The 15,307-nt window shown below is 64.2% G+C and carries 16 protein-coding genes, 1 tRNA gene and 1 riboswitch; of the genes, 9 read left to right on the plus strand and 8 right to left on the minus strand.

Translation table 11 applies throughout. The annotated features are described in order from the left end of the window. Positions 1-188: 188 nt before the first annotated feature. Both B5D38_RS09210 and B5D38_RS09215 read right to left on the minus strand, forming a co-directional pair. Positions 189-1,655: a mannitol dehydrogenase family protein gene (locus tag B5D38_RS09210; RefSeq protein ID WP_078708113.1), complete on the minus strand. Its 1,467-nt coding sequence runs from the start codon at positions 1,653-1,655 to the stop codon at positions 189-191. Positions 1,656-1,946: 291 nt separating this feature from the next. After that, positions 1,947-2,813 (minus strand): ADP-polyphosphate phosphotransferase, encoded by an 867-nt coding sequence (locus B5D38_RS09215; protein ID WP_078708114.1) that lies wholly within the window; start codon positions 2,811-2,813, stop codon positions 1,947-1,949. 182 nt (positions 2,814-2,995) lie between these two features. On the opposite strand from B5D38_RS09215, the gene B5D38_RS09220 reads away from it, so the two are divergent. Continuing rightward, positions 2,996-3,757 carry a ThuA domain-containing protein gene (locus B5D38_RS09220; protein WP_078708115.1) on the plus strand — a complete coding sequence of 254 codons (762 nt, stop codon included), beginning with the start codon at positions 2,996-2,998 and terminating at the stop codon, positions 3,755-3,757. 218 nt (positions 3,758-3,975) lie between these two features. After that, the gene (locus B5D38_RS09225; RefSeq protein WP_078708244.1) at positions 3,976-4,599 is read left to right on the plus strand and encodes an SAM-dependent methyltransferase; all 624 of its coding nucleotides are present in this window, start codon (positions 3,976-3,978) and stop codon (positions 4,597-4,599) included. Here the strand turns inward: B5D38_RS09225 and B5D38_RS09230 are convergent. The 3 genes from B5D38_RS09230 to B5D38_RS09240 form a co-directional block, all read right to left on the minus strand. After that, positions 4,596-4,910, minus strand: a complete 315-nt coding sequence (locus B5D38_RS09230) for a hypothetical protein (RefSeq protein ID WP_078708116.1) — start codon at positions 4,908-4,910, stop codon at positions 4,596-4,598. The genes B5D38_RS09225 and B5D38_RS09230 overlap by 4 nt on opposite strands. Before the next feature lie 126 nt (positions 4,911-5,036). Beyond that, positions 5,037-5,113 (minus strand) — tRNA-Arg (locus B5D38_RS09235). An 81-nt stretch (positions 5,114-5,194) separates the two neighbouring features. Then, positions 5,195-5,848 (minus strand): thiamine diphosphokinase, encoded by a 654-nt coding sequence (locus B5D38_RS09240; protein ID WP_078708117.1) that lies wholly within the window; start codon positions 5,846-5,848, stop codon positions 5,195-5,197. Positions 5,849-5,934: 86 nt separating this feature from the next. Then, positions 5,935-6,039: riboswitch (TPP riboswitch) on the plus strand. A gap of 61 nt (positions 6,040-6,100) precedes the next feature. Between B5D38_RS09240 and thiB the strand changes: the two genes are divergently transcribed. From thiB to B5D38_RS09260, 4 genes are all read left to right on the plus strand, one after another. Beyond that, positions 6,101-7,108, plus strand: coding sequence for a thiamine ABC transporter substrate binding subunit (thiB, locus tag B5D38_RS09245; protein ID WP_425349323.1), 1,008 nt, complete (start codon positions 6,101-6,103; stop codon positions 7,106-7,108). Positions 7,109-7,127: 19 nt separating this feature from the next. Beyond that, positions 7,128-8,774, plus strand: coding sequence for a thiamine/thiamine pyrophosphate ABC transporter permease (gene thiP, locus B5D38_RS09250; RefSeq protein WP_078708119.1), 1,647 nt, complete (start codon positions 7,128-7,130; stop codon positions 8,772-8,774). Then, positions 8,771-9,520, plus strand: a complete 750-nt coding sequence (thiQ, locus tag B5D38_RS09255; RefSeq protein WP_245318971.1) for a thiamine ABC transporter ATP-binding protein — start codon at positions 8,771-8,773, stop codon at positions 9,518-9,520. The genes thiP and thiQ overlap by 4 nt, the downstream gene beginning before the upstream one ends. Positions 9,521-9,739: 219 nt before the next feature. Continuing rightward, on the plus strand, positions 9,740-11,260 hold the full coding sequence (locus B5D38_RS09260; protein ID WP_245318972.1) for a M48 family metalloprotease: 1,521 nt from the start codon (positions 9,740-9,742) through the stop codon (positions 11,258-11,260). A 99-nt stretch (positions 11,261-11,359) separates the two neighbouring features. Here the strand turns inward: B5D38_RS09260 and B5D38_RS09265 are convergent, their stop codons facing one another. Together B5D38_RS09265 and B5D38_RS09270 are read right to left on the minus strand one after the other, a co-directional pair. Continuing rightward, positions 11,360-12,226, minus strand: a complete 867-nt coding sequence (locus B5D38_RS09265) for an RNA polymerase factor sigma-32 (protein WP_078708121.1) — start codon at positions 12,224-12,226, stop codon at positions 11,360-11,362. A gap of 429 nt (positions 12,227-12,655) precedes the next feature. Beyond that, on the minus strand, positions 12,656-13,252 hold the full coding sequence (locus B5D38_RS09270; protein WP_078708122.1) for a CarD family transcriptional regulator: 597 nt from the start codon (positions 13,250-13,252) through the stop codon (positions 12,656-12,658). 169 nt (positions 13,253-13,421) lie between these two features. Here B5D38_RS09270 and B5D38_RS22010 point away from each other — a divergent pair, with 169 nt between their 5' ends. Further along, positions 13,422-13,850, plus strand: coding sequence for a hypothetical protein (locus B5D38_RS22010; RefSeq protein WP_131829889.1), 429 nt, complete (start codon positions 13,422-13,424; stop codon positions 13,848-13,850). Between the two features lie 36 nt (positions 13,851-13,886). Here B5D38_RS22010 and fdxA read toward each other — a convergent pair whose 3' ends face one another. Beyond that, entirely contained in the window at positions 13,887-14,225 is a 339-nt protein-coding gene (fdxA, locus tag B5D38_RS09275) for a ferredoxin FdxA (protein ID WP_078708123.1), read from the minus strand. A 384-nt stretch (positions 14,226-14,609) separates the two neighbouring features. Between fdxA and B5D38_RS09280 the strand changes: the two genes are divergently transcribed. Together B5D38_RS09280 and B5D38_RS09285 are read left to right on the plus strand one after the other, a co-directional pair. Continuing rightward, positions 14,610-14,984: a response regulator gene (locus B5D38_RS09280; RefSeq protein WP_165690818.1), complete on the plus strand. Its 375-nt coding sequence runs from the start codon at positions 14,610-14,612 to the stop codon at positions 14,982-14,984. A 65-nt stretch (positions 14,985-15,049) separates the two neighbouring features. Further along, the gene (locus B5D38_RS09285; RefSeq protein ID WP_078708125.1) at positions 15,050-15,250 is read left to right on the plus strand and encodes a hypothetical protein; all 201 of its coding nucleotides are present in this window, start codon (positions 15,050-15,052) and stop codon (positions 15,248-15,250) included. Positions 15,251-15,307 lie beyond the last annotated feature (57 nt).

A 15,307-nucleotide genomic window follows, 5' to 3' on the forward strand; every position in this document is an offset into this window, starting at 1 on the left:
TCGCGCGGCCACCGCCCCATCTTCGACCGGCACTCTGACTCCGGCTCCACTCATCGAGGGAAGAAAGAGGACTTAGCAGGACGAATCGGACTTGCACAAGGGCGATGCGGCACGGCGGCAAAACCTCGACGTGGCTCATCAGCCGTCGGATTTTGCCGCCGCGTGGTGTCAGGCGTTGGTGACGCCGGTCAGATGTAGGTCTTCACGGTCGCGGCGGCGCCCTGATCGAGAAGCTTCGTCAGCGCGGCCTCGACGGCACTCGCCACGGCCGGATTCTGGCCGAGATCGTGGCCGAACACTTCCTCGACCGAGAGATAGGCCCGCGTCAGCGCGCCGGCGTGGCGCCCGGTCTCGTCGGCGATCTTCTTCAGCCGGTCCGCCAGCGGATCGCGAACGTCGATCGCCGCCTCGTGCTCGTCACGCCCGGTGACGTAGCGCATCCAGGCGGCGATGCCGAGGGCGAGGCGGTCGAACGATTCCCCGCTCTCCAAACGATCGCGCAGCGCGCCCAGCATGCGCTGCGGCAGCTTCTGCGAGCCGTCCATGGCAATCTGCCAGGTCCGGTGCTTCAGCGCCGTGTTCTTGAAGCGGGCGATGAGCGCGTCGCGGTAGCCGCCGAGATCGACGCCCGGCACGTGCAGCGTCGGAGCGAGTTCTTCCGTCATAAAGTCGAAGATGAGCTTCTCGAACGCCCGGTCGGCCATGGTCTCGGCCACCGTCTCGTAGCCGGCGAGATAGCCGAGATAGGCGATCATCGAATGGGAGCCGTTGAGCATGCGGTGCTTCATGCGCTCATAGGGCTCGACATCCTTGACCATCTCGGCGCCGAGCGACTCGTAGTCCGGGCGGCCGTTGGTGAAATGGTCCTCGATGACCCACTGGATGAAGGGCTCGGTGACGACCGGCCAGGCATCTTCCAGGCCGAGCTGGGCGGAGACCGCCGCGATGTCCTGCTCGGTCGTGGCCGGAACGATGCGGTCAACCATGGTGCCGGGGAACGCGACCTCCGCGGCGATGAACTTGGCGAGGTCCTTGTCGACGCTCTCGGCGAACTGCGTCACCACCTTGCGTGTGGTGATGCCGTTGGACGGGAGATTGTCGCAGGAAAGCACGGTGAACGGCGCCGTGCCGGCGGCGCGGCGGCGGCGCAGCGCCTCGGTGATGAAGCCCGGCAGCGTCGTCGGCTGGTGCGGATTGGCGAGATCGGCCGCGATGCCCGGATGGTTCATGGCAAGGTCGCCCGTCGCCGGATCGTAGCAATAGCCCTTCTCGGTGACGGTGATGGAGACGATGCGGATGGTGGGATCACACATCTTCTCGATCAGCGCATCGGAGCCATCCGGCACCACGAGCGAGCGCAGCGACCCCACGACCCTGAGCTTGGCCTCGTCGCCCGAGCGAAGGCCGACCGTGTAAAGGAAGTCCTGGGGCGCGAGAGCATCGCGAAGCTGGGTGTTGTTGATGACCTGCGCGCCCGCGATGCCCCATCTCGGGTCCTTCGCCAGAAGGTCGTCCATGAAAACGGCCTGATGCGCCCGGTGGAAGGCGCCGACGCCGAGATGAAGAATGCCGGTCTTCACCGTTGTCGGGTCATAGGCGGGCACCTGGGCGGTCTTTGCGGCCTCGCCGAGGGTCTTAAGGGAGAGTCTCGCCATCGCAGCATGGTTCCTTTGAAAGGAGATGAAGAGGGTCGCGTTTCAGGTCGGCACGGTCCCGCGAGATTGCGACATGAGCGGGCGAGCCTCTGGCTGCCCGCTTGTCGTCTTGCATCCGAGGCCGCCAACCTCTGCCGTGCCGTCCGGTTCACCCCGGAGCCGGCCCGGCCGTCAATGGCAGTACTATTCTAGTATGGCATCGGTCGCAAGCCGAAAGAGCGATGCGGACGCCCGTGCGAAAGCCGATCCGATCGCGACGTGCGGAGCATCTCCTCTACGCCCCACAACCGATCAGTCGGCCAGTTGCTTGCGAAGCACCAGAAGCTCCTCGCGCCGCTGGCTCGTCACCTCTGGGAACTTGAGGTGAAGGTCTTCCATGGTTTCGGCGACCGCATCTGAGACGAGCAGGCGGGCGGTTTCCTTGTCGTCGGCGGGAATGATGTACCAGGGCGCGTGATTTGTCGTCGTCGCCGAGATGCACTCGGCATAGGCCTTCTGGTAGTCGTCCCAATATTTGCGCTCCTCCAGATCGGCCGCCGAGAACTTCCAGTTCTTCTCCGGCTCGTCGATCCGGGCGAGAAAGCGGTTGCGCTGCTCGTCCTTGGAAAGATGCAGGAAGAACTTCACGATCCGGGTGCCGTTGCGGTGGAGGTGCTTCTCGAGATCGTTGATCGATTCATAGCGGTGCTGCCAAATCTTCTCGCCCGCCGGCAGATCGGGGATGCCCTCGTTGAGCAGAAGCTGCGGGTGGACCCTCACCACCAGCACCTCCTCGTAATAGGACCGGTTGAAGATGCCGATCCGCCCGCGCTCAGGCAAATTGCAGTTGGTGCGCCAGAGGAAGTCGTGGGCGAGCTCGTTCGTGCTCGGCTGCTTGAACGAGACGACCTTGCACCCCTGCGGATTGATGCCCGACATCACGTGCTCGATGGTTCCGTCCTTGCCGGCCGCGTCCATGGCCTGGAAGATCAAAAGCAGCGAATGGCGCCCGGAAGCGTAGAGCCGCTCCTGCTGGTCGGAGATGCGGTCGACATATTTCTCCAGCGCCTTCTTGTAGTCGTCCTTCGAGTCGGCCACCGGGTCGACCCGTGTCGCCCATTGGGAAAGATCGACCGACTTTCCCTCGGGCGCGCGATAGTCTTGGCTTTTGATCTTCATGGGGATCTCCAGGCTGAACGGGGCTTGAGGTCGTCGGGCCTACATAACGCCCTGCCGGCAAGCTTCACGGCGCGCCGCGTTAATTCGCGAGCCGCAGCGGCACCTTCTTCCCGCTCTTTCCTTTTCGGCAATGGCGAGAGCCCTACCATCCCCCCTCGCGATTGAAGAGGCGGAGATGAGGGATGAACCACACCGGAGAGATCAGGCCGATCCGCGTGACGATCTGGAACGAGGGTGCCCACGAGAGGGACCAGGAGCAGGTGCGCGGGATCTATCCGGACGGCATTCATGGGGCCATCGCCGAAGCTGTTGCAGGTCCCGGCGTCGAGGTCCGCACGGCCACGTTCTTCGATCCGGATCACGGCTTGCCGGACGGCGTTTTGGCGGAGACAGACGTCCTCTTCTGGTGGGGCCACGTCCTCCACGACCAGGTTCCCGACCCCCTGGTGGACCGCATCCAGGCGCGCGTTCTCGATGGCATGGGGCTGGTGGTGCTGCATTCCGGGCACTATTCCAAGCCGTTCAAGCGGCTGATGGGCACGAGCTGCACCCTGACCTGGCGTGTCCATGACGGCGGCGAGCGCGAACGCATCTGGATCGTCGACCCGGCGCATCCGATCGCCGAGGATGTCGGCGAATTCATCGACGTCGCGCAGTCGGAAATGTACAGCGAGGCCTTCGACGTCCCGCCGCCCGATCATCTCGTCTTCGTCAGCTGGTTCGAGGGCGGCGAGGTGTTCCGCAGCGGCTGCTGCTATCAGCGCGGGCGTGGGCGCATCTTCTATTTCAGCCCCGGCCACGAGACGTTCCCGATCTATAACAACCCGCAGGTGCGCCGGGTGCTGGCCAACGCCGCCCGCTGGGCCGCCCCGCACCACGACATCGGCTCCAAACTCGCCAACCGAAATCGTGCTGTCCCGCTGGAGAGGATCAGGCGGAGTTGAGGGGGACACGATGAGGGAGCGAAGAGCCGCCCGAACGGTGGGATAGCCGCTGTTGTCGAAGTCCGTTGATGAATCCTTATGCGCAGCACGCACAATCAACGGTCGCCGGTCTATCGCAATAATTACTAACATAGCTGGAGCGATGCCGACATGGATTCAGAAGAGGGATTCTTCCATTGCCTCTCTCGTGGTACCACTCGGGCGAACCGGGGGTTTCCATGGCACAGAATATTTCTCACGCCGTAATGGCTCAGCGGCACGAGCCTCGTGATAGTGCCGACGATTTCCCCACGCCACCGTGGGCAACCAGAGCGCTGCTTGAGCACGTGATTGGCAAGGAAAAAGTCCGTGGCCTGTCCTGTCTGGAGCCGGCGTGTGGACGCGGTTATATGAGCCTGCCGCTTTTCGAGTACTTCAGACAAGTCGAGTCTTCAGACGCTCTTCCATATGGCTTTGGATCTGTCCGTGACTTTCTAGAATATCCGTTCGCAGCTCTGTCGCATGATTGGGTAATAACGAACCCGCCTTTTCGTCTTGCAGAAGAGTTCGTAGACCGCGCGCTTGTCGTCGCACGACGTGGGGTCGCAATCTTAGCCCGTACAGTTTTTTTAGAAAGCGTCGGTCGTTACGAAAATATCTTTAGGTTGCGTCCGCCGTCGAAGTTTGCCCAATTCACCGAGCGTGTAGCAATGGTGAAAGGCAGAGTTGACCCCAAGGCATCGACGGCAACTGGCTATGCTTGGTTCGTTTGGGAAAAAGACGAACTGGCACAGCCAAGCCTTATGTGGGTTCCGCCGTGCCGGCGTAGTCTTGAGAGAGCCGGAGACTACGAAATTCGCTAGCTGATGTCGTCGGCCGCCTCGATGAAAGTTCGACCATCATCAGTTATTTGCCAGCCCTCCCGCTCTTTGACGTATTCGGCTAGGCCACGCGTCTGAAGGCCGGTGCGGCTTCCGCGATGCGAGACGAGATTTCTGACTTTTTGGCTGAAGTGAGTATCTCCGCGGCCCGACAAGAGCTGCGCATCAATGCCTGCCGGCTGAAAGTGCGCCTCTAATGCTTCGATCAGATCGGTCGTAGTCATAAAGCCGTCTCGCGTCGCAGCAAGAAGCCTCAACGCAGGAATAATGAGGTCGCCTTCTCGTATCGCCATGGGAAATGCCTCTTAGGTCGGATAAACCTGCCAAATGTCGCAGGGATATTCTGGGAATCAAGGACATTGCCTTTGAAAGCAGTGCGACAAGAAGTCCAGAAACCTTAATCTAAGACATCGGGAAGCTGGTGATCCCGGCGCGACTCGAACGCGCGACCCTCAGATTAGGAATCTGATGCTCTATCCGACTGAGCTACGGGACCACTCGGCGCGCACCATAATCGAAAAGCTTTCGCCGCGCCAACCCCTTCGCGCGGGCGGCGAGGCGCGTTGAAGTCGATCGGTCAGCGCCCCGGCGCCTTGCCGGCGGCGGCGCATTGGGCGAGCAGGATCATCCGCCCGCGCTGGATCGTGACCTCGATCATGCCGAGCGCCTCGTTGGAGAGCGTCAGCACCGAGTGGAAGGGCAGCTCGACCTTGTCGAGCGGCCATTTGGCGCCCGCCACCGTCAGCCCGGAAAGGTCGGAAAACGGCAGGATGGAAAAGGTCGTGCCGGCCGTGAGGTCGAAGCGGCGGGCCGTGTCGGTCATCGGCCACGCTTCCTCAAGGCCGCTCGCCAGCCTGACGGAAATCCCGCGCGCGCCGTAGCGCAGCGCCAGCAGGTAGTTCATGAAGGCGTGGTCGGAGCGCGGGCCGCCGAGGCCGCCGACCAGCGTCAGCGACTTGGCGCCGCGCGCCACCGCCGCCTCCACCGCCAGTTCGCCGTCGCTGAACGCCTTGTCGCGCGGATAGGGCAGGCGCTCGATCCCGCCAAAGCGGGCGGACGCCTTGACGTCGGCCGAATCGAAATCGCCGACCCAAAGCTCGGGCGCGAGGCCAAGGGCCTCGGCATGGGCGATCCCTGCGTCGGCCGCGATGACGCGGGCGCCGGAAAGCTCGGCGCGCAGCGCCCCGGTGGGCCAGACGGGACCCGCGAGAAGAATGGCGAAGTGGCTCATGAGACCGCTGGTTAGCGCCTCTCTTGTTTCGGCGCAATGTGCTCCTTGCCGGGACTTGCTCTCCCCCGCCCTTCGACATAAGTCAGACCTGCTCACACGGGGTGCCCATTGGGGCTGAGAGGCGGCCGCGCCGCCAACCCGCTGAACCTGATCCGGGTCATGCCGGCGGAGGGATGGAGAGTTTCCGCTCGATAGAAGCGAGATGCGCCCCTTCCGATCAACGACAGCAAGAAGGAGGCGCCGATGCGCTCGATGTTCCTTTCCTCCCTCGCCCTCGGGGCAGCCGCGACCGCTTTGGTCGGGCCGGCCACGGCGGCCGAGACCAAGCCCACGCTGACCGTCTACACCTATGAGAGCTTCGTCGCCGATTGGGGTCCTGGGCCTCAGATCAAGAAGGACTTCGAGAGGGACTGCGGCTGCACCCTGGATTTCGTCGGGCTGGAGGATGGCGTCGCCATCCTCAACCGCCTGAAGCTCGAGGGCGACACCACCAAGGCGGACGTCGTGGTCGGCCTCGACACGAATCTCGTCTCCGAGGCGAAGGCGACCGGCCTTTTCGCGCCGAGCGGCGTCGACACCGCGCCGGTCACGGTGCCGGGCGGCTTTTCCGACGATGTGTTCGTGCCCTACGATTACGGCTGGTTCGCCGTCGTCTACGACAGCGAGCAGTTGAAGAACCCGCCGGCCAGCCTCGACGCGCTGATTTCCGGCGACGGGTCGCAGAAGATCGCCATCGAGGACCCGCGTACCTCGACCCCCGGCCTCGGCATGCTGCTTTGGATGAAGGCGCTCTATGGCGACGATGCCGCGCAAAAGTGGAAGGACTTGTCGAAATCCATCCTGACGGTGACGCCCGGCTGGAGCGAGGCCTATGGCCTCCTCACCAAGGGCGAGGTTCCGATGGTCCTCAGCTACACCACCTCGCCCGCCTATCATCTGATCGAGGAGAAGAGCGACCGCTACAAGGCGATCGCCTTTCCCGAGGGGCACTATGTTCAGGTGGAGGTGGCGGGGCGGCTCGCCGGCTCGGCCCATGGCGATCTCGCCCAGCGCTTCCTCGCCTTCCTGATCTCGCCCGAGGCGCAGGACATTTTGCCCACCACCAACTGGATGATGCCCGCCGCCAAGACCGCCTCGCCGCTGCCGGCGGCCTTCGACCAGCTGGTGAAGCCCGAAAAGACCCTCTTCCTCGATCCCGAGACGGTGGCCAAGAACCGCCGCGCCTGGACCGACGAATGGCTCGAGGCGCTGGGACGGTGAGCGGCACCGGTTCAGCGCGATGACGCGATCGGGCGACAGGGCGGCGCGCCTCGCCCTGGGGCTGGCGGCGCTGCTCTTCCTGGCGCTGTTTCTCGGCGGGGCGCTTGCCGCGCTGGTGTTTCAAGCGGGGACGGCGCTGTCCTTCGCCAACCTCCTCGGCGATGCGTATCTCCGCCGCGTCGCGCTGTTCACGCTGGAGCAGGCGGCGCTCTCGACGCTGCTCTCGCTGGGCGCCGGCCTGCCGCTGGCGCTCGCCCTCCACCGCACGCGCTTCTTCGGGCGCGGCATGGTGCTGCGGCTCTTTCTTCTGCCCCAGGCGCTTCCCGTGCTCGTCGGGGCGCTCGCCATCCTCTCCGTCTGGGGGCGCGCCGGCGTGGTTTCGCAAGCCGGCGCGGCGCTCGGCCTGCCGCCACTCGACATCTACGGCCTGCCGGGCATCCTCATCGCCCATGTCTTCTTCAACATGCCGCTCGCCGCGCGCCTGATGGTCTCGGCGCTGGACGAGGTGCCGGCCGAAAGCTGGAAGCTTGCCGGGCAGCTTTCGCTGGGTCCGGTCACGACGTTTCGCGTCGTCGAATGGCCGGCGATCCGCAAGGCGATTCCGGGCGCAGCGAGCCTCGTGTTCATGCTGTGCGTGACCTCTTTCACCCTAGTGCTGACGCTGGGCGGCGGCCCCGGCGCGACGACGCTGGAGGTCGCGATCTATCAGGCACTGCGCTATGATTTCGATCCGGCGCGCGCGGTGGCGGTGGCGCTGATACAGCTTGTCCTCACCGGCCTCGTTCTTCTCGCCATGCTGCGCTTCGGCGGGCGGGAAGCCGGCGGCTTCTCCCTCGGCCGTGCCGCGACACGCCACGACCGCCCCTCGCCCCTTATGCATGGAGCCAGCCTCGCCGTCGTCGCACTCGGCGTTCTCTTCGTGCTGTCGCCCCTGGCGGCCGTCCTCATCGACGGTCTGAAGGCCGATCTCGCGCGTCTCGCCATGGAACGGGCGGTGCAGCAAGCGGCCCTGACCAGCGCGCTCGTCGCCGGCGCGGCGGCGATGCTCAGCCTCGCGCTCTCGCTCTTCCTCCTGCTTGCCCGCCAGAGCGTCTTGAGCGCGAGCGTGGGGAAACGCGGTCAGCCCAACCGGGAGCGCCGCCTGCTTGCAACCACGTTCGAACTGTCGGGAAGCCTCACCATGGTGGTTCCGGCGGTGGTGGTGGGCGCCGGCTGGTTCCTCCTGCTGCGCCGGATCACCGACGTCTTTTCCGCCGCGCCGTTCATCGTCGTCGCCACCAACGCCGTGATGGCGATGCCCTTCATCGTGCGCATCCTGTCGCCGGCGCTCGCGGCCTCGGCCGCCCGCCATGACAGGCTCGCGCAGAGCATCGGCCTTTACGGGCTGGCGCGCCTGCGCCATGTGGAATGGCCGGCGCTGCGGCGGCCCCTCGCGCTTTCGCTGGCCTTCGCCGGCGCCTTCTCGCTTGGCGACCTCGGCGCGGTCGCGCTTTACGGCAACCAGGATTTCATGACCCTGCCCTTCCTTCTTCTCCAGCGCATGGGCAGCTACCGCACCGCCGACGCGGCGGGACTGGCCTTGCTCCTCGGCGCGCTATGCCTCGCGCTGATGATGATCGCCGAGCGCGGCGTCGACGCCGCGTCCGGAAAGGACGGGCGCCCGTGACGAGCACCGGCGGAAACGAGACGACCGCGCTCAGATTGGAAGGCGTCGACTACGCCTATGAGGGCATGACGATGCATTTCGACCTTGCCGTTACGGCAGGCGAATGGCTCGCCGTCATCGGCCCCTCCGGCGCCGGCAAATCGACCCTGCTCGACCTCGTCGCCGGGTTTCTGGCGCCCGACGCCGGACGGATTGTCATCGATGGCGCCGACATGGCGGGCATCGCCCCGGCCGAGCGGCCGGTGAGCTTCGTCTTTCAAGAAAACAACCTCTTCGCCCATCTGACGGCGGCGGAAAATGTCGGTCTCGGGCTTGCGCCACGCCTCAGCCTGTCGCGGGAAACCCGCGCCCGGGCCTCCCAGGCTCTCGCCGAGGTCGGGCTCGCCGGCTTCGACGACCGCCGCCCCGCCGAGATGTCAGGCGGCGAGCGCCAGCGCGTCGCGCTCGCCCGCGCTTTCGTCCGGGACCGCCCGCTCATCTTGCTCGACGAGCCTTTTGCTGCGCTCGGGCCGGCTTTGAGGCGCGAGATGCTGGCGCTGCTGGACGAGCGCCGCAGGCGGGCGGAACGGCCGATCACCATCCTGATGGTGACGCACCAGCCGGAGGACGCCCGTGGCTTCGCCGATTGTGTCGCGTTCCTGGAGCGCGGGCGGATCGCGACCCTCGGGCCGACTGAGAGCGTGCTGGACGGTAATGAGACACCCGGCGTCGCAGATTATCTTGGGCAGGCGACCCGGCCCTCTTGACGACGCAATTCCGGCGAATTTGAAGACTAGCGCGTCGTCGCGCTGGAACCATCGCCTGGGGCAAGCCGGCGGCGGCAAGGGCAATCATCGCCCAGGTCGACCATCCACCGCCGGAGTGTGTCCTCAATTCACTTCTCCAGCGAGCGCTGCCTCGGCTAGACAGGGGCCGAAGACAGAGGCCGAACGGCGAATCGAGCGCCGGTCGTGAAGGAGAATCGCTTGAACGCATTGGGCTTGACCGGGCTTAGACGCATTGTCGCAAGCACGCTGCCGTTGCTCGCCCTTGTGTTTGCCTCCTGCTCGACGGTTCAGGACGCGCTGGACCAGGCGTCGCTGGAGCGCTCGGCGGCGCCCAGCGCCGTGCCCGAAGTGGCGCCGCGCGACCCCATCACCTTCGAATCGGCCCAGTCGGGCGATCCGCAATCCTCGATCGGCCGCTCTCAGCATCCGAAGATCCTCGCCGCCTACGGTGGCGCCTATACCGATGCGAAACTGGAGCAGGCGCTCGCCGGCATCGTCGGCAGGCTCAACGCGGTGAGCGACGACCCGAAGCGCGTCTATTCCATCACCGTCCTCAATTCGCCGAACGTCAACGCCTTCGCCCTGCCGGGCGGTTATCTCTACGTGACGCGCGGCCTTCTGGCGCTCGCCTCCGATTCCGCCGAGGTCGCGGCGGTGCTCGCCCATGAGATGGGCCACGTCACCGCCAATCACGGCATCGAACGCCAGCAGCGCGAGGCGGCGGCCGAGCTCGCCGGGCGCGTCGTCGCCGAGGTGCTGTCGAGCGATGCTGCGGGGCGCGCTGCCCTCGCCCGCGGCCAGCTCAACCTCGCCAGCTTCTCGCGCCAGCAGGAGCTTCAGGCCGATGCCCTCGGCATCCGGCAGATCGGACGCGCCGGCTACGATCCCTACGCCTCTTCGCGCTTCCTGGAAGCGATGGATGCCTATTCGAAGCTGAGGAACGCTTTCCAGGCCGACAATCCGAATCTCGACTTCCTCGCCACGCACCCGGCGACGCCACAGCGCATCGAACTCGCCAAGCAGCACGCGCGCGCCATCGGCCCGGAAGGCATTGGCCGCAAGGACCGCGACCGTTTCCTCATGGGGATTGACGGCATGCTGTTCGGCGATTCGGCGGCGGAAGGCTATGTGCGCGGCTCGCGCTTCTATCATCCGGGCCTCGGCATCACCTTCGAGGTGCCGAACGGTTTCGTCATCGACAACACGGCGGAAGCCGTGCTCGCCACCGGACCGGACGACACGGCTATCCGCTTCGACGGTGTTTCCGTGCCCCGCTCCACCAGCCTCTCGGACTATCTCAAGAGCGGCTGGATCGGCGGGCTCGATCCCACCAGCATCCAGCCGCGCCGCGTCGGCGATCTGGAGGCGGTCTCGGCGCGCGCGGCGGGCGGCAACTACGTCTTCGACGTGACGGCGATCCGCGTCGGCAGCCAGGTCTATCGTTTCTTGACGGCGCTGCCGGCCGCGAAGGCCGACCGCCTGATCGGCGTTGCGGCGAGCGTCGCGCAGTCCTTCCGCCTGCTGACGCCCGAGGAGAGAGAGAGCCTGAAGCCGCTGCGCATTCGTGTGCTCAAGGCGGGAGCAGCCGACACCGTCGACAGCCTTGCCCAGCGCATGATGGGCGTCGACCGCTCGGCCGAGCTCTTCCGCCTGCTGAACGGTCTCGGCCCCGAGGAAAACGTCACCCCCGGGGAGCTTTACAAGATCGTTGCCGAATAGGCAGCGAGCCTGGGCGCCCGCTCAGCCTACCGCCTCCAATAAACGAAAAGGCCAGCCCTAGGGGCCGGCCTTTTTCATGTCTGCTTCCTGTCACTTGCTTCAGCTTACATAGGCCGCGCGATCGGGATTGGTTTCGAGAAGCGCGGTGCGCAGCTTTTCCAGTGCCCGCGTTTCGATCTGGCGAACACGCTCCTTGGAGATGCCGAGCTTGGAGCCGAGAGCCTCAAGCGTTGCGCCATCGTCCTGAAGTCGCCGCTCGCGGATGATCTTCAGCTCGCGCTCCGACAGAACGCCCAGCGCATCGTGAAGCCAGTGAACCCGCCGCTCGTCGTCGATGGACGAGGAGACCATCTCATCCGGCAGAGGGTCCGAGGCGACGAGGAAATCCTGGCGGTCGGCGCTGCCGGACTCATCCTCGATGAGAGGAGCGTTGAGGGATGAGTCAGGTCCGGAAAGGCGCGAATCCATCAGCGCGACATCGCCCTCCGACACCTTCAGCGCGGTCGCGATCTCGCGGTACATCTCGGTGCCGGAGAGACTTTCGGAGCCCTGGCTAAGGCGGGCGCGCAGACGACGCAGATTGAAGAAGAGAGCCTTCTGCGCAGAGGAGGTGCCACCGCGCACGATTGACCAGTTGCGCAGAATGTAGTCCTGGATCGAGGCGCGGATCCACCAGGTCGCGTAGGTCGAAAATCGCACGTCGCGTTCCGGCTCGAAGCGGGCTGCAGCCTCCAGAAGGCCGACATGCCCCTCCTGAATGAGATCGTTCATGGCCAGCCCGAAATGCCGGAACTTGGCTGCCATGGAAATAACAAGGCGCATGTGGGCTGCGGTGATTCTGTGGAGCGCCTCCTGGTCGTGCTGCTCCTTCCATCTGACGGCGAGTTCGTATTCTTCCTCGCGTTGAAGATAGGGCGCCGCCATGGCAGCCCTGATCATCGTGCGACGCGTGGATTGAGACTTCATCGCTTTCCCTCCAGAGACGAGTCCGGCCTGGCGGCCCCGATGCAACGCCAGACCAACGGCAATTGCCGAGCGCCCGACCTCGCTGAAACGCGCGGCCGGGAGGAACGTTCCCGAAGGGTCAAACTTTTTGGAGGGAAATAGCGCGGATGCAAAACAGGGCAAGACGGGCCCAAAAATGCAGCAGATTCAACGCATCATTTACCGCGTTCACGTCGCTGTTTCGCAGAGCGCAGCGTCAACCGCAAGAGCCGGCGCTTAGTTTTGTCCCGAACCGGCCTCTTCGGAAGAACCCTCGTCGAAGAACTTCCTTGCGGCATCGCCTGAAAAAACGAACGGCCGCGATTTTCATCACGGCCGTCCAAACTTCCTGTCGATGACAAGGCTCAAAGAGCTGCGGGTCTAGCGCAAGCCGCTATCCCGAGACGCCTCTCAGGCGGCCTCTTCCTGCTCGCCGGCCTCATCCACTTCCACATCGCCTTCAGCGTCGCCGGAGGCTTTGCCGGTGCGCTTCGGGCCCTTGTTGAGGTTCGTCTCGATGAGACGCACGGCCTCCGTTTCCGAGACGCTGTTCACAGCCGCGAGCTCGCGCGCCATGCGGCCAAGAGCGGCCTCATAGAGCTGGCGCTCAGAATAGGACTGCTCGGGTTGCGTGTCGGCGCGGTAAAGGTCGCGCACCACCTCGGCGATCGAGATCAGATCACCCGAGTTGATCTTGGCGTCGTATTCCTGAGCGCGGCGGCTCCACATGGTCTTCTTCACGCGGGCGCGCCCCTGCACGATCTTCAACGCGCGCTCAACGAAATCCGTCTCGGAGAGCTTGCGCATGCCAACGGCCTCGGCTTTGGCGACCGGGACCTTGAGGCGCATCTTGTCCTTCTCGAAATCGATGACGAAAAGCTCCAGGCGCAGCCCTGCCACTTCCTGTTCTTCGATCGCAACGATTTGACCAACGCCATGGGCAGGATACACAATGCTCTCGCCGGTCTTGAAAGCCTGCCGCTGAGGCGCCTTCTTCTGACTGCTCATACGCTTTCCAAAACTCCCTTGAAGTGTCCTGCCGGAAACGGCTAGACACTCACGCGGCGCCGACGGCGCCGCTTCCTGCCACTCGCCTCGCAGGCGATCTTCAGTCGAGCCCGACCACCCAGCAAGACACACCCGAGGACTCGGCACTTAGCCCAGCCAAGAACCGTCAATGATGGAGAGCCTATCGGGATTCTTCCTTCCGGATAATCTCGAGCGAAATTCCTCTTTGGCGGAGGAAACGGGGATTTTTTCACTCGACTGTGGCAGTGATGCTACCCTAACCAACGCGAATTATCAAGGTTTTTTCGGACTACCGCAATTCAGCCATGCGCCGGCGGCGCATCAACAACCTGCCCGAGAAGCGTCTCGATCCGAAACAGAAGCGTGGTCACCCCTTGCCGTCGGCCCCGATGTAAGAGGGCGAACCCCGCCTCGGAAGGCATCTTCACGCAAATATGCACAGATTCTGGACGAGCATCGTCAGAATAAGCACAAAGGCCTCGTCAGCCGCGCCGGTTCTGCAGGAGGGATCGCGCTGCACCCGAAGAGGCACGCGACCGCGCCGAAGCTCCGCTGCGTCAAAGATCATGCGCCATGAGCGCGCCGCGCTCCGGGCGCGTCCTGAGACGGCGCCTCAGTCGCCCTGCCCCGGCTCCGGCGAGAAGTATTTCTCCAGCTTCCCCGGCTCGCCGTCACGCTCTTTCACGTCTTCCGGCGGGTCGCGCTTGATGGTCACATTCGGCCACTTGGCGGAATATTCCGTGTTGAGCTGGAGCCAGGAGTCGAGCCCCGGCTCGGTGTCCGGCTTGATCGCCTCGGCGGGGCATTCGGGCTCGCAGACGCCGCAGTCGATGCACTCGTCGGGATTGATGACGAGCATGTTCTCGCCCTCATAGAAGCAGTCGACTGGACAGACCTCGACGCAATCCATGTATTTGCAGCGGATGCAGTTGTCGGTCACGACGTAGGTCATCGCAGGTCCTCGGAATTTGTCCTCGCACGGAATGGCTGGGCGAATTTGGGGACGTCGGGCGTCCGTTCCATGCGCTTCCGGGGCGGGAGGTAACGGCTCGGTCGGCCGCTTGCAAGAAAAAACCGTCCCCGGCAAGCCCCGAAAAAGGCAAAGAATTTGCAACCTTGCCCGGCAGGTTCCGCATTCGAAAACGGGGCGACGGAATGCCCCACTCCGATTCCGAAAAAGTTTCGCAACCAAATCACGAGTATGGAGTTTCTTGCCTTGGCCGAACGTGTTTCGGCCTGACGACTGCCGGGTGCCTCGATGTCAAGCGCTGAGGATTCAATGACCTCCGGAGGTCGAGTTGGGAACCTTTCGGAAAGTCTACGGAATCCAATACCGATGTCGCGTTTCAATGGAAAGAAGATCCTCGTTGTCGAGGATGAGTTCATGATTGCCATCGATATCGAGGCGAGTCTGGAGGAGCTGGGTGCCAACGTCGCTTGCGCCGGAACCTTGGAACGCGCGCTGGAGGCCGTTGAGAGCGACCGGTTCGACGGCGTCGTGCTGGATCTCAACCTCGCCGGCAAGGAGGTCTACCCGGTGGCAGACATCCTCGCCCGCCAGGGCATCCCGTTTTTCTTTCATACCGGTCATGGCGTCAAATCGGTTCTACGCAACCGCTATCCCGATGCCGTAGTTTGCCAAAAGCCCTGTCTCAGTCATGAGCTGGTCGATGCACTCGCCAGCGTCATGATGAAGACGGCGGACGCCTAACCCCGTCCTCCTCGTTCCGTCCACGCGAGGAGCGCGTTCGGAACAAGCGGCTTGAGGAAACTGACATGACCAACCCGCTCGATGCTGCCATCGACCACATCAATCAGCGTGCGGCCAAGATCCGCCAGTTCCTGGATGGGCTCGATCAAGGCCAGCCGGTGGAAAAAGTGGCGCTTCAAAGAGCGATTCACGACTGCATCAATGTCACCGCTTCCCTGGAAAGCCTCAAGCGCGTCGTGGCGCGGCGCGACGGCCGACAGGGCTGACCGCGACCGTCAGCTCTTTCCTTTTCCTTTATCGAGTCGATTCTTGTGCTGATCGGC

Origin of the sequence: Consotaella salsifontis, assembly GCF_900167365.1 — a bacterium.
GTDB lineage: Bacteria > Pseudomonadota > Alphaproteobacteria > Rhizobiales > Rhizobiaceae > Consotaella > Consotaella salsifontis.